The organism is Leptospira wolffii serovar Khorat str. Khorat-H2 (assembly GCF_000306115.2).
GTDB lineage: Bacteria > Spirochaetota > Leptospiria > Leptospirales > Leptospiraceae > Leptospira_B > Leptospira_B wolffii.
On sequence record NZ_AKWX02000023.1, the window covers coordinates 546,953 to 572,602 of the forward strand.

Below are 25,650 nucleotides of genomic sequence, written 5' to 3' on the forward strand. Positions count from 1 at the left end.
GGATTTCTAATTTACCTTTCCGAGAAGGACGCTTCTATGATAAGATCCGTAGCTTCCCATGCGTATTCCGTTTCGATGGGGGAAGCTATGGCTTTCGCGGATTGATTGGAAAGTCCCGAATAATCGGAAAATTGGACCTTTTCGGTTCGTAACAGATAGGTTGCAAAAGTCGCACCGATTCCCAGAAGGATCGCGGCCGCCAATGCCTGCCAGCTTTTCAAAGGGAATCTTTCTTTTTCCCGATTGGCGGCTTGGACGACGATGCGAGATGCGATCCGTCTGGAGAAATCCGGATCTTCGATCAATCTTTCGATGGTTTTATTCAATTCGTTTTTACCCTTCATTTCTCCCCTCCTGATTTTTTCTATTCATATTAGTAAAGCGAGAGAGCCATTCTTTGGCCCTTGAGATCCGGGACTTAACCGTCCCCTCGGATATATTCAGTTTCTTCGCGATCGAATCCACCTTTTCTCCGGACAATCTAAGTATCATAGTTTCCTTATATGGAGATGGCAAGAGATTAATTTGCTCCTGTAGCCATTCTTTTCGATCCCTTTCCGGTTCTTCGTAAAGTTCTTTTTCCGTTTCTTCTTTACCCGAGGAGGTGAATTCCGTTTGGAAGCGGGAATAAGCTCTTCCTTCCCGATTCCATTTTCTTACCGCCCTTCGGCATTCGTTTCTTGCCGCCACATAAAGCCAGCGATTCAGGTCTTGTATGCCCAGTGGAGGTTTGGATTGGAATGTCAAATAGTATCTAAGATAAGTGTCCTGAGCGACATCCTCCGCTAAGGAGGCCATTTCGGGCATGAGATGTCTTTGGATGGATTTTAATACCGTCCGTTTACTGGATTCAATCGCTTGGATTAAATCGGCTTCCGTCATGGGCACTTACAGTCTCGGTCTCTGTCCCGGGGAGGATGATCGGGAGGTTCTCGCCTATCGTGCATCCTCTGTATTCTTTCCTTATGCATTTTTGATAATTTCTGTTTTTGCTCCGGAGTCAGGAAGGACTCGAATTCCAATCTGTCTTCTATATGCAGAATTCTTAATTCAAGCTGCACTTCTCCGATTTGCTTCAATTTGGACCGAACCGCGCCCATATCCACCTTGGTCGCTTCCAGTAATTTGCGTAGATCTTCGTGAAGAGGAGTCAATTTCTCGGACAAGGCTCGCCCGCCCGCTTTCCTTTTTTCCCTAGCTGCTTTGATTTTCTCCTGTTGTTCCGCGCTCAGGCCTAGGTCTTGGGAAATTCTATCCAGAAATCTTTCTTCCTTAAGGCCGGGCCCGAAGATTCCGAAAGGTTCCGCTCCTCCGAACGGCGGGGGAGGAGGCGGTTCCGCTAAAATGGTCGCTGTCCCTCCTAAAATCAGAAGAACAATTAGAATGAGCCGACTCTGTATATTTCTCAAGACACTTCACCTCGGATATGTTTTTGGACGAAAGAAATCATCATTGCGTTGTACTGGAACTAGAGGAACTTCCGGAGGAAATGGAATTACTCGTGCAATTCACATCTCCTTGTATAGTTACCGAAGGTCCCGTGACCGTTTGGGTATTATAGCAGGTTTGGCCGTCTTGGGTATAGCACATACTCGTCGATGTCGCCGAAGTGCAATTGATCAAATCCACTGTATAGCATTGAGTCAAAGCGAGTCCGGTGCTACCCCCCGATACCGCCGTTCCTACCAGATCCAAAGTTACGGTAAGATAGGAAAGCGCCTGGGAAGAGCTTACGCTAGTATCCACTGGAACTCCGCTACCTCCCCAATAGATTTTCCCGTAATTGGAAACCACAGCCATGGTTCCTATGCCTCCCGAGTAGGAGAAGCCTTGCTGGGAATCGATGGAGCCTTGGTTTTGATTGCTATCGTATAGAAATTTCAGATAAAGATATTCTCCCGACTTAAAGTAAAGTCGGCTGATTACCGTATACTGACTGGAGGAGCTGGAAGTGGTTGTGGTAGTAGTGGTGGTACTCGTACTCGATGTGCTATAAGGACTCGCGGTTCCGCAACTTGCGGTTTTGTCCGCATCCAATTCTCCATCTATATTGAATGCGACTCCGTCTCCGAATACGGTAAGACCCACCTTATTCGATGCTTGGTTCTCGCAGGAAAGGAATGAAAGAGAAAGAAGATAGGCGAGAATGTATGCGGGTTTTCCGGATTTTTCCAAACTGGATTTCCTTTCCTGTGTTTATTTATATAAACCCGGAGATCCGAAAACGTTCCCGGAATTTAGAAAAAGACGACTTAAGAATTCAGGACTAGACCGTGTTTCGATGATGTAGGAAGAGAAGGTTATTAATTTTCCCTTGCCTTTCCCTCTAAGGGAAATAGAACGAAGTTGTGGCGCGTATTTTTATCCTCTTAATCGTTTCGACTTTTTTTTCCTTACTCGTAGCGCAAGAGGGACCTGTAACTCGTTTGGAGCAGATCCAAAAAAGGGGAGAGCTGAGAGTTACGGGCAATCGGAACTTCGAGCCGTTTTATATTCCCGATGCAAAGGAGGGTTATCCCGGTTTCGACGCCGAGTTAGGAAAGAAATACGCGGACTTTCTAGGAGTGAAATACGTTTACACGAATCGTCCCGAATTCGAGGATTTCGTCGAAGCCATTCGGTCCGGCGACGCGGATATCTCCTTCTCCGGAGTCACATCCACATTAGAAAGATCTAAGAAGATTTCCTTCAGTACAGCCTATCTGATTTCCAGCCCCGGGGCCTTAGTGAATAAGAATGCGATTCCTCCTCCTCCGGAGGGAAACATCATCACTACGGTTTATTTTAGGAGTATTAAGGATTTGGAAAATGTGAGCGGTATCAGCTTCGCCGTAAGAGGATTTTCCAGCAGCCACGAGTATCTTCTTTCCAATTTTCCCAATTCCAGGGTTTTTACTTACGGATCCGTGGACGGAGCCTTAAGTGCGGTTCGAGAAGGGAAAGCGAATTGCTTCGTCGGGGAATCGTATTACATTAAAGGCTTCCTACAAAGGCAACCTTCTTTAGCCTCCAATTTCAGGGCCTTGGTGGAGCCGGTCCAAGAGGATCATATCAGCGCATTATTGCCCAAGGGCGATCTCGTCTTTTCCCGCAATTTCGAATTCTTTCTCTCCGAGATCAAGAGAACGGGAGAATTGAAACTCCTGGAAGATAAATATTTTAACCGTAGGGATTGGGTGAAATAGTTCGGTCGTCTAAAAGGCATGGCGACTCTAGCAAAGAAACGATCCGAGAATCTACCTGGATCCTTTTACGTGGATTCCAGTTGTATCGATTGTGAGACCTGCAGGATTCTCGCTCCGGAAATTTTCGGAGAGGATTCGATCGGTTCTTTCGTGAAAAAGCAACCCCAATCCAAGCAAGAGGAATTTCGTGCTCTCCAAGCGCTTGTAGCCTGTCCGACCACTTCGATAGGCACGGTCGATCGCTTGGATCTAAACGATGCCAAATCCTCCTTTCCCAGAAAGATAGAGGAGAATGTGTATCATTGCGGATTTCATTCCCGTTCTTCTTTCGGAGCATTTTCCTATTTAATCGTCCGGGAAGAAGGTAACGTTCTCGTGGATTCTCCCCGTTTTATACCTTCCTTAGCGGAAAGAATCCGAGAGATGGGAGGGATCCGTTATCATTTTCTGACCCATAGGGACGATATTGCGGACCACGAAAAATACCACGAGGAATTCGAAACGAAAAGAATCATCCATGAAGGAGATCTTTCTTCTTTGCCTGAGGCCGAGATTCTCGTATCGGGAGAGAGCCCATTCTATTTGGAGAAAGATTTAGTAGTGATTCCGGTTCCAGGTCATACCAGAGGACATTCAGTGCTATTGTATAAGAATAATTTTCTTTTTACGGGAGATCATTTGGCTTACGACCCTAAGAAAGAACGGCTTATCGCTTTTCGGAACGCATGTTGGTATTCCTGGGAAAAACAGATCCGGTCTATGGAAATATTAGAAAATTATGATTTTATTTACGTTTTACCTGGTCACGGATATCCTAGCCCGAGAATGTCCAAGGAGGATAAGAAGGCTAAACTAAAGGCTTGCATAGAATGGATGAAAAATAGATAAACCGCCGTCTTGCTAGGTGGTGGACGGCGGCCGAATTTATATTATTGTCTTACGATTTTATACCAAGCAAAAGAACCGTTGCATCCGTTCGTAGCGGGAGTGGCGGTTTTTATGCAGGAACTACTGCAAGATGCGTCCGTACGGGCGGCCAGAGTGGTGAGAGCCGCGGCAGTGGATACATTCCCGGAGAAAAGATCGCAAAGATAAACGGAGCCTGAGTTCTCGGTCCATACTAAAGTAGAATAAGTTCCGTAGTCCTTATTCTTATACACTAAGTAAGGAACCCCGTAGGAACCGCCTCCGTTGTCGTAGCTGATGATTTGGTAATTCGCAGGATAAAAATCCGGAAAGGGACTGCCTTCGGGAGTGGTGCAACTTCCGGAAGTCCAGCAAGTAGGAGGATTTTCTTGGTAATAGAACCAATCTCCCGCTACCTGAGTGCTCGCGTAGAATTTAGCGAAGATACTGGAAGTGGGACAACTTCCCGCGCTGCACGCGTATTGGTTCCAACTGCCCGCGATCGCGATATCTCCGTTATTCGCATTGTTCAGAAGTCCGGATAAAAGCAATTTATCGGAGTCGGTCGGCGCATTGTCGGCACAAGCCAGGGAAAGAAATGCGAACGATAGGACGCACGCAAGGGTCTTTAGATTCAGGTTCATTGTATTCTCCTAATATGTTTTAGGAGGGCCCTTGGCTGGAGATACCCTGTCGGATATCTTTCGGAATGGATCCTAAGGAACGATCCGATCCTTAAGTCCGTGAGAACAAGAAGCCCTACCTGTTACCTTCGGGGGCCCCTCGCTTAGCAATACATGCTTTAGTGAGATGTAAGTTTCTCAAACCTCGGAGAAATTCTTACGGGGAAGATCGGGCTTACGAAAAAAGTATCCTCTTTCCGATTACCGTTGCGGGTCAGCACAGGGTTCTCACCTGTTTCCTCCCTAAGGGTATGATCCAGGGTCGAGTGAGGCCGCTCCGCTGTCAAGCTTAGGCTTAATTCCTGGTGCCTAAATATTCTTCTTGGCCGGCAAAGACATTCTCCGCATAGGAAGGAACTCCACCCCATTTCTTCACCGCTCCCGGTCCTGCATTATATGCTAAGAGCGCCTTTCTCAGGTCTCCTTCTTGGTCTTCCAAGAGATAGTTTAGGTAGGAGACTCCGAGGTGTAGATTGATTTCCGTGTCGAATAAATCCTTTTCCTTCACGGATCTCCCTTCCCAGGATCCGATCCAGCTTCCCGTGCCCGGCATGATTTGCATATAGCCGCGGGCGTTTTTCTTGGACCGAGCCTTTTTGTAAAATTCGGATTCGGTTCGAATCAATCCTAAGAGAAGTCCGACTTTCTCTCCTTCCTGGCAAAGTATTCCGCAAGCGGAATCGTCTATCCGGGAGGCCTCTTTCCATATGGTTTTGCTTAAAGTTTCCAGTTCGGATTCGGATATAGAAGGTCTTTCCGTTTGGATAAAGCTTCGAATTCTGACCAATTCCCTTTCTTCGGGAACGAGGATCGTCTCTTTGCCGGACAGGGAGCCTGTCAAAGGGGCTACAAACGATTGGTATAGCATAGGAAGCGCTGCTACGAATAAATATCTCTTTCTGATCTTGGGTTGGACCATCTCTTCCAACCTCCTTTTATAGTGCATCGCACTAACTGTGACCATTCTTTTTGCGGCGCACTACGGGTCAAGGAACTCAATCTCAAAAATCATCCCTCCAGGGATAGATGGAGTTCCTACCAAACATTCCTTTGGTTTTCGGATTCATTTCGGTCCGGCTCCCCGTGCTTGCGGCTCAGGGGGGAAGAGTGAGATAGGAAAAATTTTATCTCCCATATTGCTGGGAAGAATGCGGAAGAATCATTCCGTATCGAAATCGATTCGAAGGACTTGAGAGAACGTTCTTATTTTCCCGAGGAGAATCGGATTTAGGAAATTTTCCACGATTACGGAATATTCTTCTATTTAGATTTTCGTTTGGAAATTTATTTCCTAATCGAATAGACATTTCGGTATACTCTTCCGCGAAACCGACACTAAAGGGTTAGAGGACACTAATCCGAAATTAATTGACTAAATAGAAATGCGTATATCGTTTTGCGTTCCTTTCTCATTTTGCATCTCAAATTATTCTGAAATATAACATTCGATTTATTTAATATAAAAAATTTCAGAAAAAATATTTTTTATGCAAAAGTGCCGAATGTCGAACGTCATATTTTTTAGAACCGGGGATTGGCCGAGCAGGCCTTCCAAAAAATAGAAAAAGTAAACTCCTTCTCTTAAAAGAAAACGCGTCACTCAAGAAGAAGAGAAGGTTAATTTAAAGAAGATCCTGGCAAGCGAACCTTTTGTGTCCGGAATCGGTTAACAAAAATCAAAACCGAATCCGTTTCTGGGGATTCTACATGAGGGTACATTTTTCTTTTTTATCGATTTGGTTTATCACTTTCACATATTGTATGCAGAACTCCGCTCCTTCCGGGGATTTGACTTGGGAGGAAAAGCAATTGCTGTGGCTCATGCATGGAAACGAAATGCAATCGGGCTTGGAGTTGACTCAGTCCGCCGCCAAGCGTTGGGGACTCGGAATCGACGTCTACCCCGCGACCGTAAGAACGGAAAGAATGAGAAACGTAATCGTTTTCACAGAGTCGTATAAATGTTCCGTGGAAGGAATTTCCTCCAAAAACATTTCGGTTTGTCAGCTATTCTCTTCGACTCCTTTTTATCTCGCGGCTTGCTCCGTAGATTCTTCCACTAAGATCGATAGTACGGTCATATTTATTTTCAAGGATCGGGTTCGTGCTACGGCTCAAGCCATGAAAAACGAAGGAAGTGCGATCGATGCCAAGGAATACATAAGAGCTACCGTGGCTCATGAGATAGGGCATTGTTTGGGACTAAGGCATTCCGAAGATCCGAACGATCTGATGTTTCCGATGCTCACCGGAGGAGTCTTCGAACCTAGTAAATTGGAAATGCATGCGGCTCAGGCTCTCTATGATACGAGTATGGAACCGGACGAATCTAAATTGTATACCAAGCAATCCGATTATACTTATTTAAAGCAGTATACCGTACCTTCTTTCGCCGTCTTCGGCAATATAGATTCTGAAGTTTAAAAAAAGAAAGTCGACTCCTACCCAGAAGGGAGCCGACCTCGTTTGTGCAAATAGGAAATTTTTCCCCGGGGATTAAGCTCCCCGGCCTTTTTCCAATTTTTCCGCCAAGTCCACAAGTAAACGGACTCCGTAACCGCTGGGTCCGTTTCCTATTTGGGTACCCGAGGCTTTCTTTCTCCAAGCGGTTCCCGCGATATCGATATGGGCCCAATTGATTCCCGTATCCACGAATCTTTGCAGGTATTTTGCAGCGGAGAGGCTTCCTCCCGGGCGCCCTGCAATATTTCTGAGATCCGCTATATCGCTTTTGAGATCCTCGCCGTATTCGTCCCAGAGAGGCAGATTCCAGACTCTTTCGTCGGAGGAGGCGGAAGCTTCTTCTAATAGAGTAACGAGTTTGTCGGAATTGCTCATGACTCCGGCGGCTTCGTGTCCCAAGGAGATGATGATCGCTCCAGTGAGTGTGGCTAGATCCACCATATAGTCAGGTTTAAATTTTTTACCAACGTAAGAAAGAACGTCTCCTAAAACCAATCGTCCTTCCGCATCGGTATTTTGCACCTCTACGGTAAGGCCATTATGCGCGGTATATACGTCTCCGGGTTTTAATGCCGCGGCGTCCGGCATATTCTCCGCAACTCCGATTGCCGCTACGACAGGTACGGATAAACCCAGTTCGGCAATGGCTCCGATCGCATGGATGACCGCTGCGGCTCCGCACATATCATATTTCATCTCGTGCATATCCTGAGCGGGCTTGATACTGATTCCTCCCGAATCGAAGGTTAAGCCTTTGCCTATCAGCGCCAGCTTCTTTTTGGATTTCGGTTTGGGAGGATTGTATTCGATGAGAATCATTTTCGGCTTCTTGTCCGAGCCTTGGGAGACTGCAAGAATTCCGCCCATTTTCTCCTTCTTCAATTGGGCCTCGTCGAAGACCGTAATCTTCAGTTTATTGTCCTTGGCGATCTCCTTGGATCTGGCCACGAATTCTTCCGGGGTAAAATGATTTGCGGGCAGATGAGCTACGTATCTCGCACCGTTCACATATTTACTAACCGCTCTGGATTTTTCAAGTCCTGCTTTCGCGGATTTCTCGGCTCCCTGGTCTTCTAAGACGAAGCTTACGTTCCCGAATTTCAGTTTTCTTTCTTTGAAGTCTTTCGAAAGTGCATTGATGGGGAAGGCTCCTAGGTCGATGGAATTTGCGATTTGGTATACTAGAACGGAAGGGGGTAGCGTCTTTGTCAGAAATCTCGTTAGTTTGATTTCCAGGCCTACCGAATCCCATTTTCTCAATTTCTCCCCGAAGGAGAGGAAGTTTTGAGCCACGCTTCGGATGCTGACCTTGGACGGATCTCCTAGTCCCAGATAGATGATACGTTCGATCTCGTCCGAGAATATTTGGCCGTTTTCTCCGGAAAATATGGAGGAACGAATTTGTTCTCCGAATTTATTTTCTAGTTCCTTGGGGAGATTGTCCTTGGTTACCGGGATGATTTTATATACGTTCTTGGAAGGATTCTTGCCGATGGAAAAATTGATCTTGGATTTTTCTATTTTCATTTTTTTGCTAATACCTTTATATCGCTTAGAATTTCGTCGACATGGCCTTTTACGCTGACCTTAGGATAGATCTTTTGGATCTTGGAATCGGTTCCGACTAAAAAAGTGGTCCTTACGATTCCCATGAATTCCCTACCCATGAATTTCTTAAGTTGCCAGACTCCGTAAGCCTCGCAAATCGCTCCGTCTTCGTCCGAAATTAGGGTAAAATTCAGTTCCTGTTTTTCGATGAATTTTTGGTGGGACTTAACGGAGTCCTTGGAGATCCCGACTACGTTGTACCCTTCTTTCTTAAGTCTTGTGAAATTATCCCTGAAGTCGCAGGCCTCGGTGGTGCAGCCGGGGGTTTGATCCTTTGGATAAAAATATAATACTAAGCCTTTCTTTCCCATCAGATCTTTTAACGAGATCTGCTTACCGCTCTCATCGGGAGCTTTGAAGTCGGGAGCCTTTTGTCCGGTTTTTAAACTACTCATTTTTGCTATAGGTTCCTTGGCGTATTGTTCCGGGTTCCTCGGGATAGACAAGAAAACTTTCTAGAAGGATCGCTCGTCCCTCTCGATTTTCTCCTATAGCGCTCCGGGTTCCGAAGAATCGACTCCGGTTAGAATCGGATCGTCGCGGGCGTCGGTTCAGAATAGGGAAAAGGACGTTGAAAAATCCCAAAAAGGACTTGTGATAGTCTCGGATTCGGGCGACATTAAAGATATGGATCCCAAGGAAAGAATGGAAATCATCCGCCAAGGAAACCAGGCCATGAACGAGGGCGATATTCGTAAGGCCAGAGAATGTTTTCTGAAAGCGGAATATAAGGACGGACTCATTCGATTGGGAGACTATTTCATGTTCGAGAAAAAGCTTCCGATTCTCGCCTACGGTTACTACAAAAAGGCCGGTTACCAGAGGAGAATCGACGAGATCTTCCAGCGTATGCTTTGGGCGCTTTCACAATGGATTGGACCTGATAAATTCAAGACCCAGGAGCCCGAAAGAAAGGCACCCGATCCTGAAGATTTCGTTGTCCATCCCATCCTAAGGCAGACTGCCTTGGATATACTTAAGAAAAATGGAATATCGATTTAATCTACTTTCTTAAGAATTTGTCCTCTGCCCTTGAATTTTTCCATAGTTTCATAAACTCCGAATATATTTCCGGCAATCCAATCGAAGACACGGAGCGGTAATAGCCCCTTTAGAAAGCAGGAAAGATATACGGTCCAAGGCAATATGAGCCTGGGGCTTCCTTTCTTCATCGCTTTCCAAACCTTCGACACCACATATTCAGGGCTTAGTATGGGAGTAAAAAGCATCCCTTTGACTCCTTCGAACATTCCTGTAGAAATATAAGCGGGATTTACCGTCGTAACTTTGATATGATCGTTTCCCGTCTTTTCCAATTCGAGTCGGAGGGAGTCGCTCCAACCGGTCAAGGCCCATTTGGAGGCGCAATAAACGCTCATTTTAGGATTAGAGATGAGTCCTGCCGCGGAGGCTATATTTACGATTCTAAAATCCCGGGAAGGATCTCCCATCATATCGGGCAGAAGATGTCGGGTCAGAAGCATTGGAGCTAGAGTGTTAATCGATATCACGGAGCCGATCTCCGAATCGGGATCGTGTTCCCAAAAGTATTTTCCGCAGACGATTCCCGCATTATTGATCAGGATATCTACGGATCCGATTTCCTTTCGGACCAAATCTAGCGATTCTAGAATCCGCTTCGGATCGCTTAGGTCCAGAGTATGAAGGAGGAGTTTTCCTCCGAAATCGGAGAGTTCTTTTGCGGATTCTTGGAGGCCTTTTGGATCGCGGTCCCAAAGAACGATCGCTGACGCGTTCTCGTTTGCGGACAATTTCGCGTATATTCTTCCCATTCCCATCGCCGCTCCGGTGATGAGGATTCGTTTTCCAGAGACGTTTTTCATATTCTTCTCTCCAAGCGATTCTATCGTGTAGGATATCCGACTTGGAGGTAAAATGAAATTCCAAGAAATATCAAGGTTTTTGCAATCTTGCCTATCCGTCTCCCGTTTCCGACGGAAAATATTCGGTTCCCGGAAAGTAAAACGGGAAGTAAGTTTCATAATTCGAAGGTTTTTCTTCTTTTCATTCTGATTCCTTATTTGAATTTTCTATACTGATCATGAATCAACGCACCGGTCTGAGCCAGAAAGAAGCCGAAAACTTACTCTTGCAATTCGGCAAAAACGAAATCGGCAAGAAGAAGGAATACCGATTGATCGGGACCATTCTGGAAGTCTTGGAAGAACCGATCTTATTCCTCCTAGTGATTTGCGCGGGATTGTATATCGCTCTGGGAGATATGGGAGAAGCCATTCTACTCTCCACGGCATTGATTTTCATTATAAGCATAACGATTTATCAGAAAAATAAAATGGAGAATGCGATCTCTGCTCTAAAGGAGATCGCCTCTCCTAAGGCCACGGTTTTGAGGGACGGGACTTATAGGCAAATTCCCGGCTCGGAAGTGGTTCCGGGTGATTTGGTTTTGGTACGAGAAGGGGAGAGGATCTGTGCCGACGGGATCCTCATCAATCAACTGAATCTAAAAGTGGACGAATCCGCTCTCACGGGAGAATCGATACCGGTCACTAAATCCGTAGGCAATCCCGAAATCGGTTCCGCCGATTTGCCTCCGGGAGGAAACGATTCTCCGTTCGTGTTCTCTTCCGGCCTGGTCGTTTATGGAGAAGGCGTATACAAGGTTTTAAGAACCGGATCCGAGACCCAAATAGGAAGGATCGGATTGGCATTGGAAACGATTTCGACTGACGAGACTCCTTTGCAGTCGGAAACTAAGAGTCTCACTCTATGGATCACTTTATTCGCCCTGGCCGTCTGCGTTTTCTTGGTAACCGAACTTGGTTTGAGAGACGGTAGATGGATCCATGCTTTTCTTGCAGGGTTGACCTTTTCCATGGCGGCTCTCCCCGAAGAGATACCCGTGGTCTTAACCGTATATCTTGCTTTGGGCGCTTGGAGAATTTCCCAAGTAGGAGTTCTGACAAGATCTTTGGGAGCGATAGAGACTCTCGGGTCCGCTTCCGTGCTTTGTGTGGATAAAACGGGAACACTGACCGAAAACCGGATGGCTATCCGAAGGCTTTACGTACCCGCAGGAGATAAGGACGAATTCTTGGACACTCTCCGAGGGACTAAGGAACTTCCCGAGGAGTTCCATTCTATTTTGGAATATGCGATCTTAGCTTCCAAGCGGGATCCTTTCGATCCTATGGAGAAGGCGATTCAGGAATTGGGTTTTTCCACATTAACCGGAACGGAGCACCTTCATTCGGATTGGACTCTGGAAAAAGAATATAGCCTGAGTCCCGAACTCATGGCTTTGAGCTTCGCCTGGAAACGGGAAGATCATTCCAGCGACTTGGTGATCGGAACCAAGGGAGCTCCGGAAGCGATATTCGATCTTTGTCATATGAATTCCGCAGACACGGAAAGATTCAAGGGAATCGCACAAAAGATTTCTTCCGAAGGTCTGCGCGTGTTGGGTGTCGCAAGATCCAAATCGATAACCCAAAAATTACCCGCAAATCAGCATGATTTGGATTTTGAATTCTTGGGGTTGATAGGTTTGGAGGATCCGATAAGAAAGGACGTTCCCGAATCTTTGAGAGAATGTATAGAAGCCGGTATTCGAGTGGTCATGATCACCGGGGACTATATAGGTACCGCTAAGAGTGTCGCTCAAAAAATAGGTCTTTCCAATTTCGATCGCTTTTTTACCGGGGAGGATTTGGCTGCGGATAAAGAAGGAGTATTAGATTATAAGAATGTAGGAATATTCTCCCGAATCAGACCGGAACAGAAGCTGAGCATCGTCCAACGTTTTCAGAAGGAAGGAGAAATCGTGGCCATGACAGGTGACGGAGTCAACGACGCTCCCGCTTTAAAAGCCGCTCATATCGGAGTATCCATGGGAAAAAGAGGCACCGATGTGGCTAGGGAAGCTTCGGATATCGTTCTTTTGGAGGACGATTTCTCCGCGATCGTTCACGCTGTAGCTCTTGGACGTAGGATTTACGAGAATATCAAAAAGAGCATCCGATACATCATCTCCGTCCATGTCCCCATCATAGGATTATCTGTTCTTCCGGTATTCATAGGCGGCCCGCTCTTCTTCTTTCCGGCTCATATTCTTTTCATGGAACTGATTATAGATCCGGCCAGCTCCTTGATCTTCGAAAGAGAAGAAGGGGAAAGAAATTTGATGAAGAGACCGCCCAGATCTAGATCGAGCCGGTTGGTGGACGGAAAAACCGCGGTGCTAAGTATTTTGCAAGGCACCGTGATCTTCGCTGTCGTTCTGGGAGTGTTCTTGTATTCCGAGTCTCAGGGTTGGACTAGGGAAACTTCCAGGTCCCTAGCGTTTATCGCGCTTGTATCTTCGAACTTAACTTTGATCCTTACCAATCTATCCTGGGAGGACCATCTAGGAAAAAGTTTTAGAAAAATCGGTTGGTCTTACTATATTCTTCTTCTTTTTACCGTTACCGTCATTCTCGGATCGTTTTCGAACGAATTTACGATGCATCTTTTCGGCTTCGAGAGAATTTCCTGGGCCTCCGGGATCCAAGTGTTCTTAATCGGAGCGGCCAGTTCCTGCTGGTGGGAAATCGTGAAATGGGTTAGGCGCAACTAAAGGATGCAAAGAGTCCGTCGCGGAATGATTTTTAGGAAATTTCGACTTGAGAAAGAGCAACGCATTTGCGAACGCAATTCTTGACTTTTAGAAAAAATACTCCAAGATCACTTGCATAAATTCCGGAGGCGGTAATGATACGGAAGATTCTAATATTAGGGTTATTGATCGCAGCGAGTTCGACATTCGCGCAAGGAATGGGGCATAATGGCAAACGGGGCGGCGGCCCTTGCCATGAAGATAGGGAAAAATTTTGCAAGGATATGCCTAGAGGGAAAGGCGAAGGCAAAATGCATGATTGTTTGATGAAGAATATCGATTCGGTTAGTTCCGCGTGCAAAGAGCATCTGAATAAAATGAATCCACCTAAATCAAACTAAAAAACTGGCCCCTCGTGAGACTTCCGAGGGGCTTTTCTTAAGAAAAAAATTTCTACTATTCCGCTACAAGCATACATACATCCTGCCAACGGGACTATAGAAATCAATGGCCGGACGCCAAATCATTTCCTCTTTATTCATCCGATTTCTCATACAGATACTTTTTGTCGGTAGCTTGTCTTACTGTCGATTTTTGCAGAAGGATGAGGCAGAGCCGACTCAACAAAGGACCGGTTTGAAGGCCTCTACTTGGTCCCAGGATTTCTATGCGATGGCAAGATACGCGAGACTTTACGATGAAATCCATCCATTCTTGTACAATCTAGAGGGGGGACGGACCAATACGGGCAGAATTCTTTCTGTTTGGAAGCCGGAAGAGATACAAGAGAGAATCCAATGGTTGCGTTTACTTTCTCCCGAAACTCTGATTATTCCTACGATCTTCAGATGGGAAAACGATTTCGAGAAAGTTTCGGATGCGATCGGATTGAACGGAAATACGAAGGTAAGGGACCTGCATATAAGGAATATTCTTTCGGAAGTCGAAAAATACGGATACGACGGGATCGACATAGACTACGAGGGGATGACCTGTGAGAAAAAGGAAGTATTCCAGGATTTCTTAATATTATTAAGAGACGAACTTCATAAAAAAGGAAAATTACTCTCCGTAGCGATCCATCCCAAGACGATCGCGGAAAAACCTTCCGTTTATCCATGTAAAGGTCTTAAGAATCCGATCCAAGTGGATTTTTACGAGGCATATCGAGGCCAATTGACCCATGATTACGAGTTCCTAGGAAAGGTGGCGGATAAGGTAAAGATCATGGCTTACGAATTGCATCCTCGTAAGAACGGTTTTCCGGGACCCGGTCCTCAGGCTCCGGATTGGTGGATCGATAAGATTTTAGAATATGCGGTAAAGAGGATTCCTAACGAGAAGCTTTATATGGCCATCCCCACCTACGGCTACGATTGGCCCTTGAATTGCGATATAGAATCCAAATCGGTGTATTATTCCAGGGCTCGCTGGATCCAAGATAGGATGTCTCCTAGGAAAGAGGAGCCTACGGACGTATTGGAAGTTTTCAAAACTCAGGCCAAGTCGGGAGATTGGGTTTATCTTCGTCCTTATTTATATAGACACCAAGGCCATGTATATTCCGATCCTTCTCTTTGGTACAGGATGGGAGGTTGCGATCGGGTTGCATTCTACATGAATCGGTCCGCTTTCGAGAAGAAGATGAAAATCTTGGAAAAATATAAGATCCGAGGGTTTTCTTTTTGGCAACTCATCGAAGATAACGATCCGGAGATACACCAATATCTGGAAGAGAAGTTGAAAGGAAATACCGATCGGACCGTTAAGAATTAAAAGTCCGTAGACGCGGCTTGATTACATTATTCTTTCATAATGCTTCCGGAGATGATGAGTTTCTGGATTTCACTGGTTCCTCCTCCGATTTCTCCCAGACGTACGTCCCTATAAAGTCTGGATACTTTATATTCGTCCATAAAACCCGCGCCTCCGTGGATTTGAACCGCGAGGTTAGTGACTTCGCGGGCCGCAGTTGTGGCAAATAATTTGCAGGCGGCGCATTTTCCGGCCAGACTCATATTTCCTTTTCCTTCTTCGTCGCTTTTCTCCATTTCCCAGGCGACATTATAGGTGAACCATTTCGCCGCTTCCAATCTGGAATAGATTTCGGCGAGCATGAATGCGACTCCTTGGTGCTGGGAGATCGACTTTCCGAAACTCTTTCTGGAAGAGGCAAAGGATTTGGATTCGTCCAGGCAGGCTTTCATTACTCCTAAAGAATATGCGGCCAAGGACAATCTCTCCGCATTGAAGGTTTGCATCGTTTGTCGAAATCCCTTTCCCAATTTTCCTAATATATTCTCTTCCGGAATTTCCACATCCTCGAAGAATAAGGCGCCGGTGGGAGAGGCCCGAAGTCCCATCTTGTCCATGGGTGCCGATCTAGAAACTCCTTTGGAGTTCAGATCTAGAATGAAATGAGTGAGGCCTTTTTCTTTACCGGATTCGTCCTGGGCTCTGGCGAGCACCAAACAATAGTCCGCGTTAGGTGCATTTGTGATATAGGTCTTTTGTCCGGATAGAATGTACCGATCCCCTTTTTTCTTAGCCGATGCGGTCAATGCGGATACGTCGGAACCTCCATCCGGCTCGGTGACGCCTAGGGATCCTACTTTTTTTCCGCTAATGATATCGGGTAGATACTTCGCTTTTTGTTCTTCGGTTCCGAAATGCTTTAACGGCAGTCCGAAGAGCCCTCCGGATGCTCCCACACTGAAGAAGGTGGAACCACAGGCTTCCGAGATGACTTCCATCGCCAAAGTGCTGAGGAATAGACCGGCACCCTGGCCTCCGTATTCTTCTTCGTGTAATAATCCGATATATCCGGCTTCTCCCAACTTAGAATATTGAGAGGAAGGAAGCTCTTTTTTCTTGTCCGCTTCCTCCGCATAGGGTTGAATCTCTTTCCTGCAAAACGTTTGGAAAGATGAGATGAACTCTTGTTCATCCTGATTTAGGCTGAAATCCATGGATTCTCCTTAGGAATCCGACAAGGCTGCAAATTCCGACCTTCCAATTCAAGAAGAAATCGGAAGATCCGAATATTGTTCGGCGACTTATGGAGAGATTGGAAGAAGGGGAATCGATTCTACACGAATTATTTTCCTTTAAAGTTAGCCTTTCTCTTTTCTAAGAGAGAGCGGATCCCTTCTTGTCCGTCTTCCGATTGTAAACAGGCGGTTACACGAGGAACGAGCTCGTCGAAGGCTTCCGCTTCTCCTATCTCCAGCGCTTTTTTCGCATTCGATAGAACCGCCTCCACTGCCAGGGGAGCTTGGACTGCGATTTTCTCCGCCAATTCGAACGCTCTGGGCAAGAGTTCTTTTTTGGGTAGGATCTCCTGCACGATTCCTAATCTGTGTGCCTCGTTGGCGTCGAAGTTATCTCCGGTAAGAATGTAACGCATCGCATTTCCCCAACCCGCCGTTCTTACGAAACGCACAGTGGCTCCTCCGAAGGGTAAAATCCCTCTCTGTACTTCCATCTGCGCGAATACAGTCTTGTCCGCTGCGAGGGATATGTCGCTGGCAAGCATCAATTCTATACCTAGAGTTAAGCAAAACCCGTGGACCGCGCAGATCAAAGGTTTAGTTCTTTTCCGCTCGGTTCCGCCTATATCCCAAGGATTGATTTTGTCCCGGGGAAAAAAGTTCCTACCTTGGGATATTACGGATTTGGCTACGTCTTCCAATTCCAATCCGAAAGTGAAATGCATCCCGTTTGCCGAAAGGACCGCGCAAAGTGAACCCGGATCGTCTTCGTAAACGGTGAGGGCGTCACTTAATTCGAGAATCATCTGAGTGTTCATCGCATTTCTTGCATCCGGGCGATTGAGTACGATGCTAAACACCGATCCCTTTTTTTCCGTTTGGATAAACGAGTAAGATTTCATAAAGACTCCTTCTTCGGAATATTCATACAAATAATTTCTCGACCGGATCCGATTGTCTTTTGTTTTTCGAAATTTGATATCAAACGTTTCGCTTTTTTAGGAAACCGTTTTTGTTTTGTAACCAAAATAAAGGACTTCCTGAAGGACGAGTCTCTTCGGAATATCAAGAGTATTCGAAATCTATTGAATTGGAGAATTTGCCGCTTCTCTCCTATCGCGATCGGTTGTCGTCTTAACGAAAATTGTCTATTCGAACTTTTCTATGCTATTTTTTATGAGATCAAACTTCCCCTTTCTAAGGAAGGTTAACACTGATTGGGATAAATTATAATTTCTATCCTTCCTTTCCCGCCTCGATAGGAGAGTTGACAGTTTTTCTCCGTCGAAGATAAAGCCTTCGGATGCATTCTTTACCTGTTTCCTTTCCAATTTGGTTGCTCGATGTTCCTTTCTTTTGGGGACTGGTTTCCTTTGCCGTCTTCGGGACTTATTTGGGAATTCTTCTTTGTATCGGACAGAACGTCTTGGAGAAAAAAACGGCACTCAATCGGCTACTCTCCCTTCTATTCGTTTGCTTAGGCTTATTGCAGGGAACGGGACTTGCTTTCGTTTTCGGACTTTCCGAAAGTTTACCCAGGCTTGTGCTTTTACATATCCCCGTTTTAGGGTCCATAGGGCCCATTCTTTACGGGATTCACAAGATTATCCAGAATTCCGAGTACGAAGAATCCGTCTTTGGTTTGAATACGAAGCACGCATTCTTTCCGGGATTTGCCTGGCTCTGTTATTTTATAGCCTTATTTCTTCCCGAGGATCGGATTCGATTCTGTATCGAAGATTTCTCCCGTACAACCGGCTTATCGGATTTAGTATTCTATCTACCGTTGTTGGTACTCGCAGGTTATATTTTGGCGCTACTCCGAGGCAGTCGCATTCTTTTCAAGTTCGGAGTGCTCCGAGAAGAATGGACTGCCAGGGTACTTCTATACATCATTCTTGCCACCATTGCCAACCATACCGTAGGGGCGATTTATCTACTGAATAAGAATCCGGTCTTTTTGCTAGTCAGTGCGGATATGATGGCTCTGAGTCTTTGCGTGTCCTATCTGATCGGTAGAAAGTATCCCGCCTATTTCCAAAATTTGCAGGAAGTCGCCAGGGAAACGAATCGCAAATATATAAGGTCCCTTCTTATCGGAATGGATATTGAGATCCTAAGAGCCAATCTTCTGGAGAGTATGGAAAAGGAAAAACTCTATAAGGACGAGGACCTGACCCTGGGGGGCCTGGCAATCGAGCTTGCTCTTTCGCCTCACCAACTCTCCGAGTTGATCAACCAAGAGATGGGTAAGAATTTCTCCGCCTTCGTAAACGAATATAGGGTAAAGGAGGCTTGTAAACTCTTGGAAGAGAATCCGGAGCGCTCCATTTTGGATATAGGATACGAGGTGGGATTTAGGAGTAAAACCTCCTTCCATAGGGCTTTTCAGAAGGAAATCGGAGTTCCTCCCTCGGAATACAGGAGCAAGAAAACCTAAAAAAAGTGGCTTTCTATCATTCGGAACGGTCGTCCTGGGTTCGGTTTATAGAATGGAACGACGAACTAGGAAAATCCGCTATACTGGTAGGAACTGTTGGCAGGAGAGAGCGATGGCTTCCTTAACGCTGGAAAGAAAAACCGCTTCGGAAAGATTTTCCGAGAAAGAAAAAACCAAACGAATCATGAAATGGATCCGAAAATCGGATTCGAGACTTAGAAAAAAATACACGTTTTTGAAACACCAAAATGCGATCGGCTTCGGAATCACGATCGGATCGGCTGCCGGTATGATTTTATTGGGTGGACTGTACATTGCAGGACTCATTCCTTTTTGGGCCTGTATCATCGGGAACGGAATTCTTGCCTCTTTCCTGCATGAGATGGAGCACGACCTGATCCATAGCATTTATTTTAAAGAAAGTCCCAGGATGCAGAATTTTCTATTTTGGGTGGTCTGGTTGTTCCGAGCGAACACCGTAAATCCTTGGTTCCGTAAGGAGATTCATCTTCTCCACCATAAACTCTCCGGAAACATAGAGGATATAGAGGAAAGATTCATCAGTAACGGAATGCCTTGGGGGATCAAAAGGATTCTGGTGATGATCGATCCTATCATGGCGGTGGTATTACAGGGACCGAAGATCAGAAAGGATGCGATAAGGTATTTTAGAAAAATCAAATCTTCTCCTATCAAGGGACCGTATCGATCCATTTATCTTCTGCTTTGGTATTCCTTCTTAGGCTGGGGGATATTTTCACTAGTCAATACCGCTTTGGGGAATCCGGTCCAGGAATCCGGACTCGCAAGTAATATTCATCATTTCTTAAATACGGCCGCGGTAGTCTATCTGATCCCTTGCTGGCTCAGACAATCCGCCATCCAGATCGTGTCCTCCAATATGCATTATTACGGAGACGTAAAAAGCCTATACCAGCAGACACAAGTGTTGGATTCCTGGTGGATCCTTCCCTTGCATCTATTCTGCTTTAATTTCGGGGCGACTCACGGGATCCATCATTTCGTGGTGACTCAACCGTTTTATCTCAGGCAGGCGGTCGCTCCCAGGGTGAAGCCTTTTCTGAAGAAATACGGGATTCGATTCAACGATTTTGAAAGCATGGGTAGAGCGAATCGCTATGAGAAGGAATCCTTAGGGATCCCTGTAACCGCATAATATTCGGCGATTATAATCGATGCAGAATATTACGGAATCGGAAAATAACAAGATAACTATCGAACGTAGACTGGATAGAGCCGAAACGGGTTTCTGGCTATACGACCGCGTTTCTTCCATGAATTTCTGCGTCATGGCGGAATTGGAAGGATCGGTCTCTAGGGAGAAACTTCAGTCGGCGATCGATAGGGTCCAGGCCTCTTATCCTAATGCGCGAGTTTCGATTCGGAAGAAAGAGGAGGAAGATTCCGTCCATCTGGCGTTTATTTCCGATCCGGATAGCAGAATCGTTCTGCAAAATCAAATAGAGAATCCGGATTGGCAAGACTTTCTCGCGCGGGAAACGATTCGGCTCTTCTACTTGAACGAAACTCCGTTAGTTCGCGCTTATCTATGCGGGATAGGATCGAATCGATCCGTCTTTGCCTTGGTGTTCAACCATAGTATCGCGGACGGAAGATCCGGATGTAATTTTCTATTGGAAATCCTAAAGAGCTACGATTCTTCCTATAGCGGTAGTATCGATAAACATTATAATTCTATGATGAATCTTTACGAAGGAAAGACGCCTGAAAAAAAGGCTTCGGAAGCCAAGAGGAAGCCGGACCCTCTTCCTAATTTTTCCAGAAAAAAGGAAGAGACAAATCCCAGAATGGAGTCTATGGATTTAAACTCGTCCCTATTAGGGAATTTACTACAAAGGGCCAAGGAAAAATGCGTGTCCTTGCATGGGCTCGTAGGTTCCGCGCAGATAAAGTCTCTTTCCAGGCTATTTCAGGACGGAGCGGGGACTTCCTTGAATTTGGCGACTCCTGTGGACCTGCGTCCCTACTTAAAGGAAAACGTTCCGAGCGACGCGCTGGGCTTATATATCAGTTTGTTTACGACGGAAATCGATCCTAGAACTTCTTTTTGGGAGATCGCGTCCGCAATCAATAGGGACCTGAAAAGAAAATTGGAGTCGGGACAGGGAACTTCCTTTTACGAGATTCTTCCTTCCTTGGATCAATTTTTAAAAAGGGAAGAGGCTATGCGAGTCTTCGCATCCCTGATGCAAAGAAACCCTCAGGCTTCGGTCTTAAGCAATGTAGGAATTCTTCCCGATTTGGAGAATCCGAAAGATTTCAGGATAGGTAGGATTTCATTTACCGTCCATCCTTCGATTACTCAGGTTTTGTTCACCACTCTTACTACGTTTAGAGGAGAGGCGAGGATCCAATTCAATTACGACTCCAATCGTTGGAGAAAGGAAGATTTTCAAATTTTTCGTGAAGAGTTTGAAAGATTATTAACGTATCCGGAAGACTGAAATCCGTTTTCCGCTTACCTTTCGCGACTTTCGTGGCGACTCAATTTTATCTTTCGGAGCGGGATAGAAGTTTGAGAATTCGCGGATATTGAAGCGGATTTGTTTCAGAAGGGGAGGATTCTTTTTCGGTTCCGAAATACCCTTCTTCCTAAAATCCATCCGGAAAACAGAAATAGATATCCGAAATAGGATAGAATATTCAAAAAGATTGAAGTTCCTGCCTCCGCTAGAATGGGGACCTGAAGGATCAGGCCTCCCAACATAAGAATCGTGTGAATTTCGGCGGTCCTGGATTTTTCTTCGGATAGGTATTTTCCGAGACCTCCTCCTGTAAAAAAAGCGAGCGCACCCAATACTGCTCCGATTCTTCCTACATACAGGGATAGAATCTCAGGACTTAAGGGATTCCATTCCCAAAAATGAAATAGAAAAGGACGAGAGAATAAAAGAATCACCGAGAGAATGCCCACGTAACGGTGTAGGCGCAGATGATTCTTAGCCGAGAGCTGCAAGAATTCTCCTATGCCTTATCTCCGCTTCCTACAGGTACGGGTTCGTTTTCGGGCAATAGGCTTAGACCCATAGGCTCCTCGACTCCTTCTTCCAGGAGGGAATGAGTGGAGATAAGAGGGCGTTTGGTCTTTTTGAATAGGAAATACATCGGAAGGCAGAGAAGCGTGAATCCGAAGCCCCAGAGAGCTTCGGCGGGTTTACTCCAGATCAAGGAACCTATAATTAGAATATTCGAAATTATATAAATATAAGTGGAATAAGGATATCCCGGGATTTTGAATTCGCTCTTAAGATGGCGCTTCTCGAAAATGATCGGAGTATAAGCGGTGATGGTGGCTAAGATCAGAGTCGAGCAGGTGATGAGATAAAGAAGGCTTTCGATTTCCTTGACTAAACAGAAAAGGCAGGCGTAAACGCATTGGAAGGCCAGGGACATATAAGGACTATGATACTTGGAATGCAACTTGGCCATGCTCGGAAAAAAGTATCCGTCCCTTGCCATCGCGAAATAGATTCGAGATCCGCCGATGACATAAGCGGAGATTCCTCCGATAAAAACCCAGCAAATAAATGCGGTTATGAGTAACTTGACGCCTTTTCCAAAGAGAAATCCGGCCGCGGTGACTCCTATCTTTTCGTCTCCTGCAAGAACGGAACTCGGAGCCGAGCTTAAGTAAAGAAAGTTAATCAAAACGTACAGTAAGGTCACCAAAGTGCAGGCGGTTAGGACGGATTTGTATATATTCTTGTCCGGTTCCTTCACTTCTTCGGCGACGTAAGTGATCATATTCCAACCCAGATAGGAGAATGTGACTGGGATCACTCCCGCAAGAACCAGGCCCCAACCGTGTAGTCCGTTCGGGATCAAGGAGAATGACTCGAAATGCTCCGTGTCGAAATTTCCGATCGCGAATCCCAATACTACGAAGAGAATGAGTCCCGCAATTTTAAATGTGGTGAACAGGTTTTGGATACGGGATGCTAAGGAAATTCCGAAGAAATTCACGATCGTAAAGACTAGAATGGTGAACATTCCCAGTAATTGGGCGTTCCCCATCGCGAAGCTTATACCCAGGAATTTGGACTCGAAATAGTATATATCCAAAGAGGGACCTATTAAGGAAAAAAAGGTCTTGGAGAAAGCGATCGCCGAAAGGGAAATAGAAGCGGAAAAATTCACGGAAAGGGAAAGCCATCCGCTGGAAAAGGCCACGATCGGGGAATAGGCTTCCTTTAAATAAACGTAGTCCCCGCCGGCCACGGGAAAGATGCTCGCGGATTTCGCATAACTCATGGCACCTGCAACTGCAAGTAGTCCCCCCAGGATCCAGCAGAGGAGGGCGATATTGGGATTTGCGACCTGGCTTAGAATATACCCGCTCGTGATAAAAACCCCGGGGCCCACCATGGAGCTGAACATTAATGAGATGGAATCGTAAAGGTTAAGAGAACGTCGCAGTTTCATGTGGGAGGTTTTGGACAGGATGAACCGTCGGAATCCGTTCACAAGACTTTTTCTCGGGTCGGGAGAAGAACGAAAAAGAATAGGCCCGCTTAGCGAAATTCTAAGCGGGTTTCGGTTTCGTCAAAATACGATCTTCGGAAAGGGTTTCCCTCAATCGAAGGAGCGGGAAGCTCCGATATTCAAGGCGATCAATTGGGCTTCGGAGTTATAAGAATAACCGGTCAGGTTTTGCTGGTTCGGACCGTTGATCGCATGGGAAAGATCCCAGTCCGTACCTTTAGCGCCTTGGATGACTCTTCTCGGAAAATTATAACTAACCGCAAGATCGAAACTCCATTTATCGAATATATAACTGAAGCCTGCCGCAAGCACGTGGTTCAGGGAGAAGAATGCACCCGTCGTCCCGCCCAACCCGTTCGGGCCGATTGCAAGGGAGTTGTAGCTGTATCCGAATCTGTAGGTCCAAGCAGGCGAAACCTTATGCTCTAAGCCTAGAATGGCTCCCCATTGGTCTCTGAAATTCAAGTGAGCGTCCGCCGATCCTGTTTTTCCGAGAGGAGTGGGCAACCAGGGATCCTCCAGGGTTTGGTTGGCTTTACGTAAGTAAGAACCGTAATTTGTGTAAACCAAATCCAAGACTACTTTCAGATTTTCCGGACCGAAGGCGAACCCTAAGGAATGCTTTTCGGGGAGATTGAAATTATAAGAAACTCCCGTTTGCCTATAATATTGCGGATCGTTATTTCCAATGGAATAGGTTCCGTTAAGAGGAATGGCGACATGTGCCTGGTAGGAATAACCGATGCGGAACCATTCTGCGAAAGAATAATTCAAGCCGGCAACTCCTCCTAAAGCGTAGGCTTTCTTGCCGCTTTCGTAATGATAGCCCTGGCCCGGGATTTCTATATGCCCGGTCGCATCGTAGTACTTTTGATTCAACTTTTGGATTCCGTAATTCACTTCCAATCCCGCTCCGATGGACAGGTTCCCGATCTTATAAGAGAGACCGTTTACCGCTTTTGCCACTGCGAAGAAATTACTATTCGACTCTTGGAGCCTGGAGGACGAACCCAAGGCTCCGGGAAGATTCACACCCGCCCATTGGTTTACGGACTGGCCGGTAGGAGTATTTCGGTCTATATGATCCACTCCTCCCGCGGCTCCTCCCGCGATATAGATGGCGAATCCGTAATCCAAAGAATCGGTGATCGGAAGTTTTACCGCAAAATAAGGAGCAACACTCGGAGCGTTCGTCCTTTTATCATTTTCGTAAGTAAGATTCGGATCCGTGTCTTGGAACTTATCCTTATAGCGGTTGAGAATCGCCGTATAACCCACCCCGAACTCTATCTTCTTACCCTTGGTTAGGGAGAGGTTGGCCGGATTCAAGGCCACGTCGATTGCGGATCCTCCGAGCGCAGTGTTCGCTCCTGCCAGTCCCTCGTATCTTGCGTTGATCGCATTTCGAGTCAGACCGTCGATTGCAAAGGCGGAGGAGGAAAAAAGAAGAAAGGGGAGAAGGGAAAGCCTCCCGATTTTCCCTAACCGGAGTGGTTCCCGGCGATTTGTATATTCCATGGATTCGGTTCCTTTTATGGGTGAGATAGGTCTATTTTTAGCAGAGTGTATCTCATATATAGGATGAAAATACGCTATGTTGGAATAAATGGCGAAGAATGTACAGTGTATTGGATAAAAGGCGAATTCATTGGAGATTCTCGGTTCTTAGAGAAGAGAATGAGAAGAATAGGACGAAATCGAGAGGAATGCCCGACCAAAAACCGAAAATTCGAATAAAATTAAGAATTTTAAAATATTCTAAAATATTAATTTTCCGAACGTTCGGGCCGTCTATGCATGTTTTAATTATGTCACATTAGAAGCCTACATTCTTCTAAAAATTGAAATTCGATTTGTAAAATTTCTGCAAAAACGGTTTGACTGGGCGCCTCGATTTTGTATTTTGGTCTTCTGGCCGTTTTGACGGTCGGCAACTGAAATTCTTCGAGAGAACGGCTTTTTGCCTTTCAAACGCGGGATACAGGGAAAAGAAAAAGTTCTTTTACAACATCTATAACTGCGAATGAGAAATTAAAATTTTTTATTAGCTGAGATTAGGTTATGGTGATGAGTTCGCCATGACATTAATAATCTCGAACACTAAGAAAACAAATTAGCTACTCTCATTCTACAATAATATCGAAAGATGCAGCCCTTTCTAACGGCATTCCAAGTAAACTTTTGGAAGTTAGAGGGCTTGGCGTGTAATTACAAGTTCACATCTCGTTGCAGGGATGTGTGTTTCGTAATATGGTCAAGTAAGAAAGGGCATACG

The 25,650-nt window shown here is 45.8% G+C and carries 24 protein-coding genes; 10 read left to right on the top strand and 14 right to left on the bottom strand.

What is annotated here, in order from left to right; translation table 11 throughout:
* Nucleotides 1-11: 11 nt before the first annotated feature.
* Genes LEP1GSC061_RS20625 through LEP1GSC061_RS20640 form a run of 4 tightly spaced genes read right to left on the bottom strand, consistent with a single transcriptional unit; the run spans nucleotide 12 to nucleotide 2,175 of the window.
* Nucleotides 12-344, bottom strand: coding sequence for a hypothetical protein (locus LEP1GSC061_RS20625; RefSeq protein ID WP_016547004.1), 333 nt, complete (start codon nucleotides 342-344; stop codon nucleotides 12-14).
* The gene (locus LEP1GSC061_RS20630) at nucleotides 334-882 is read right to left on the bottom strand and encodes an RNA polymerase sigma factor (protein ID WP_016546942.1); all 549 of its coding nucleotides are present in this window, start codon (nucleotides 880-882) and stop codon (nucleotides 334-336) included. Before LEP1GSC061_RS20630 ends, LEP1GSC061_RS20625 begins: the two co-directional genes overlap by 11 nt.
* On the bottom strand, nucleotides 879-1,409 hold the full coding sequence (locus tag LEP1GSC061_RS20635; RefSeq protein WP_016546953.1) for a Spy/CpxP family protein refolding chaperone: 531 nt from the start codon (nucleotides 1,407-1,409) through the stop codon (nucleotides 879-881). The genes LEP1GSC061_RS20630 and LEP1GSC061_RS20635 overlap by 4 nt, the downstream gene beginning before the upstream one ends.
* 40 nt (nucleotides 1,410-1,449) lie before the next feature.
* Nucleotides 1,450-2,175 (bottom strand): LIC10920 family plasminogen-binding lipoprotein, encoded by a 726-nt coding sequence (locus LEP1GSC061_RS20640; RefSeq protein ID WP_016547155.1) that lies wholly within the window; start codon nucleotides 2,173-2,175, stop codon nucleotides 1,450-1,452.
* Between the two features lie 188 nt (nucleotides 2,176-2,363).
* On the opposite strand from LEP1GSC061_RS20640, the gene LEP1GSC061_RS20645 reads away from it, so the two are divergent.
* Together LEP1GSC061_RS20645 and LEP1GSC061_RS20650 are read left to right on the top strand one after the other, a co-directional pair.
* A complete protein-coding gene (locus tag LEP1GSC061_RS20645; RefSeq protein WP_232218553.1) occupies nucleotides 2,364-3,185 on the top strand; it encodes a substrate-binding periplasmic protein in 822 nt (273 codons plus the stop codon).
* Between the two features lie 18 nt (nucleotides 3,186-3,203).
* Complete coding sequence (locus LEP1GSC061_RS20650) at nucleotides 3,204-4,073, top strand: MBL fold metallo-hydrolase (RefSeq protein WP_016546969.1); 870 nt, start codon at nucleotides 3,204-3,206, stop codon at nucleotides 4,071-4,073.
* Between the two features lie 41 nt (nucleotides 4,074-4,114).
* On the opposite strand, the gene LEP1GSC061_RS20655 is transcribed toward LEP1GSC061_RS20650, so the two are convergent.
* Together LEP1GSC061_RS20655 and LEP1GSC061_RS20660 are read right to left on the bottom strand one after the other, a co-directional pair.
* Nucleotides 4,115-4,735 (bottom strand): hypothetical protein, encoded by a 621-nt coding sequence (locus LEP1GSC061_RS20655; RefSeq protein WP_016547047.1) that lies wholly within the window; start codon nucleotides 4,733-4,735, stop codon nucleotides 4,115-4,117.
* A gap of 334 nt (nucleotides 4,736-5,069) precedes the next feature.
* Nucleotides 5,070-5,738 carry a lytic transglycosylase domain-containing protein gene (locus LEP1GSC061_RS20660; RefSeq protein ID WP_232218541.1) on the bottom strand — a complete coding sequence of 223 codons (669 nt, stop codon included), beginning with the start codon at nucleotides 5,736-5,738 and terminating at the stop codon, nucleotides 5,070-5,072.
* A gap of 743 nt (nucleotides 5,739-6,481) precedes the next feature.
* On the opposite strand from LEP1GSC061_RS20660, the gene LEP1GSC061_RS20670 reads away from it, so the two are divergent.
* Nucleotides 6,482-7,198 carry a matrixin family metalloprotease gene (locus LEP1GSC061_RS20670; RefSeq protein ID WP_016547469.1) on the top strand — a complete coding sequence of 239 codons (717 nt, stop codon included), beginning with the start codon at nucleotides 6,482-6,484 and terminating at the stop codon, nucleotides 7,196-7,198.
* A gap of 72 nt (nucleotides 7,199-7,270) precedes the next feature.
* On the opposite strand, the gene LEP1GSC061_RS20675 is transcribed toward LEP1GSC061_RS20670, so the two are convergent.
* Both LEP1GSC061_RS20675 and bcp read right to left on the bottom strand, forming a co-directional pair.
* Complete coding sequence (locus tag LEP1GSC061_RS20675; protein ID WP_016547334.1) at nucleotides 7,271-8,764, bottom strand: leucyl aminopeptidase; 1,494 nt, start codon at nucleotides 8,762-8,764, stop codon at nucleotides 7,271-7,273.
* Complete coding sequence (gene bcp, locus LEP1GSC061_RS20680) at nucleotides 8,761-9,240, bottom strand: thioredoxin-dependent thiol peroxidase (protein WP_016546977.1); 480 nt, start codon at nucleotides 9,238-9,240, stop codon at nucleotides 8,761-8,763. Before bcp ends, LEP1GSC061_RS20675 begins: the two co-directional genes overlap by 4 nt.
* A gap of 232 nt (nucleotides 9,241-9,472) precedes the next feature.
* On the opposite strand from bcp, the gene LEP1GSC061_RS20690 reads away from it, so the two are divergent.
* Nucleotides 9,473-9,847 (top strand): hypothetical protein, encoded by a 375-nt coding sequence (locus LEP1GSC061_RS20690; protein WP_016547394.1) that lies wholly within the window; start codon nucleotides 9,473-9,475, stop codon nucleotides 9,845-9,847.
* Here the strand turns inward: LEP1GSC061_RS20690 and LEP1GSC061_RS20695 are convergent.
* Complete coding sequence (locus LEP1GSC061_RS20695; protein WP_016547447.1) at nucleotides 9,844-10,689, bottom strand: SDR family NAD(P)-dependent oxidoreductase; 846 nt, start codon at nucleotides 10,687-10,689, stop codon at nucleotides 9,844-9,846. The genes LEP1GSC061_RS20690 and LEP1GSC061_RS20695 overlap by 4 nt on opposite strands.
* 218 nt (nucleotides 10,690-10,907) lie before the next feature.
* Here LEP1GSC061_RS20695 and LEP1GSC061_RS20700 point away from each other — a divergent pair, with 218 nt between their 5' ends.
* From LEP1GSC061_RS20700 to LEP1GSC061_RS20710, 3 genes are all read left to right on the top strand, one after another.
* A complete protein-coding gene (locus LEP1GSC061_RS20700; protein ID WP_016546954.1) occupies nucleotides 10,908-13,442 on the top strand; it encodes a cation-translocating P-type ATPase in 2,535 nt (844 codons plus the stop codon).
* Nucleotides 13,443-13,576: 134 nt separating this feature from the next.
* A complete protein-coding gene (locus tag LEP1GSC061_RS20705) occupies nucleotides 13,577-13,822 on the top strand; it encodes a cysteine rich repeat-containing protein (protein WP_016547007.1) in 246 nt (81 codons plus the stop codon).
* A gap of 106 nt (nucleotides 13,823-13,928) precedes the next feature.
* Nucleotides 13,929-15,197 carry a glycosyl hydrolase family 18 protein gene (locus LEP1GSC061_RS20710; protein WP_040510097.1) on the top strand — a complete coding sequence of 423 codons (1,269 nt, stop codon included), beginning with the start codon at nucleotides 13,929-13,931 and terminating at the stop codon, nucleotides 15,195-15,197.
* A 26-nt stretch (nucleotides 15,198-15,223) separates the two neighbouring features.
* Here the strand turns inward: LEP1GSC061_RS20710 and LEP1GSC061_RS20715 are convergent, their stop codons facing one another.
* Both LEP1GSC061_RS20715 and LEP1GSC061_RS20720 read right to left on the bottom strand, forming a co-directional pair.
* The gene (locus tag LEP1GSC061_RS20715) at nucleotides 15,224-16,390 is read right to left on the bottom strand and encodes an acyl-CoA dehydrogenase family protein (protein WP_016547158.1); all 1,167 of its coding nucleotides are present in this window, start codon (nucleotides 16,388-16,390) and stop codon (nucleotides 15,224-15,226) included.
* Nucleotides 16,391-16,518: 128 nt separating this feature from the next.
* The gene (locus LEP1GSC061_RS20720) at nucleotides 16,519-17,313 is read right to left on the bottom strand and encodes a crotonase/enoyl-CoA hydratase family protein (protein WP_016547095.1); all 795 of its coding nucleotides are present in this window, start codon (nucleotides 17,311-17,313) and stop codon (nucleotides 16,519-16,521) included.
* A gap of 401 nt (nucleotides 17,314-17,714) precedes the next feature.
* On the opposite strand from LEP1GSC061_RS20720, the gene LEP1GSC061_RS20725 reads away from it, so the two are divergent.
* The 3 genes from LEP1GSC061_RS20725 (at nucleotide 17,715) to LEP1GSC061_RS20735 (ending at nucleotide 21,337) form a co-directional block, all read left to right on the top strand.
* The gene (locus LEP1GSC061_RS20725; RefSeq protein WP_016547109.1) at nucleotides 17,715-18,851 is read left to right on the top strand and encodes a helix-turn-helix domain-containing protein; all 1,137 of its coding nucleotides are present in this window, start codon (nucleotides 17,715-17,717) and stop codon (nucleotides 18,849-18,851) included.
* Between the two features lie 112 nt (nucleotides 18,852-18,963).
* A complete protein-coding gene (locus tag LEP1GSC061_RS20730) occupies nucleotides 18,964-20,028 on the top strand; it encodes a fatty acid desaturase (protein WP_016547392.1) in 1,065 nt (354 codons plus the stop codon).
* A gap of 19 nt (nucleotides 20,029-20,047) precedes the next feature.
* Nucleotides 20,048-21,337: a phthiocerol/phthiodiolone dimycocerosyl transferase family protein gene (locus LEP1GSC061_RS20735; protein WP_016547421.1), complete on the top strand. Its 1,290-nt coding sequence runs from the start codon at nucleotides 20,048-20,050 to the stop codon at nucleotides 21,335-21,337.
* A gap of 104 nt (nucleotides 21,338-21,441) precedes the next feature.
* Here LEP1GSC061_RS20735 and LEP1GSC061_RS20740 read toward each other — a convergent pair whose 3' ends face one another.
* The 3 genes from LEP1GSC061_RS20740 to LEP1GSC061_RS20750 all read right to left on the bottom strand — a co-directional run bounded on the left by LEP1GSC061_RS20740 (nucleotide 21,442) and on the right by LEP1GSC061_RS20750 (nucleotide 24,893).
* Nucleotides 21,442-21,849: a hypothetical protein gene (locus LEP1GSC061_RS20740; RefSeq protein WP_016547239.1), complete on the bottom strand. Its 408-nt coding sequence runs from the start codon at nucleotides 21,847-21,849 to the stop codon at nucleotides 21,442-21,444.
* An 8-nt stretch (nucleotides 21,850-21,857) separates the two neighbouring features.
* On the bottom strand, nucleotides 21,858-23,315 hold the full coding sequence (locus LEP1GSC061_RS20745) for an APC family permease (protein WP_040510237.1): 1,458 nt from the start codon (nucleotides 23,313-23,315) through the stop codon (nucleotides 21,858-21,860).
* A 150-nt stretch (nucleotides 23,316-23,465) separates the two neighbouring features.
* On the bottom strand, nucleotides 23,466-24,893 hold the full coding sequence (locus LEP1GSC061_RS20750) for an OmpP1/FadL family transporter (protein WP_016547164.1): 1,428 nt from the start codon (nucleotides 24,891-24,893) through the stop codon (nucleotides 23,466-23,468).
* Between the last annotated feature and the right edge of the window lie 757 nt (nucleotides 24,894-25,650).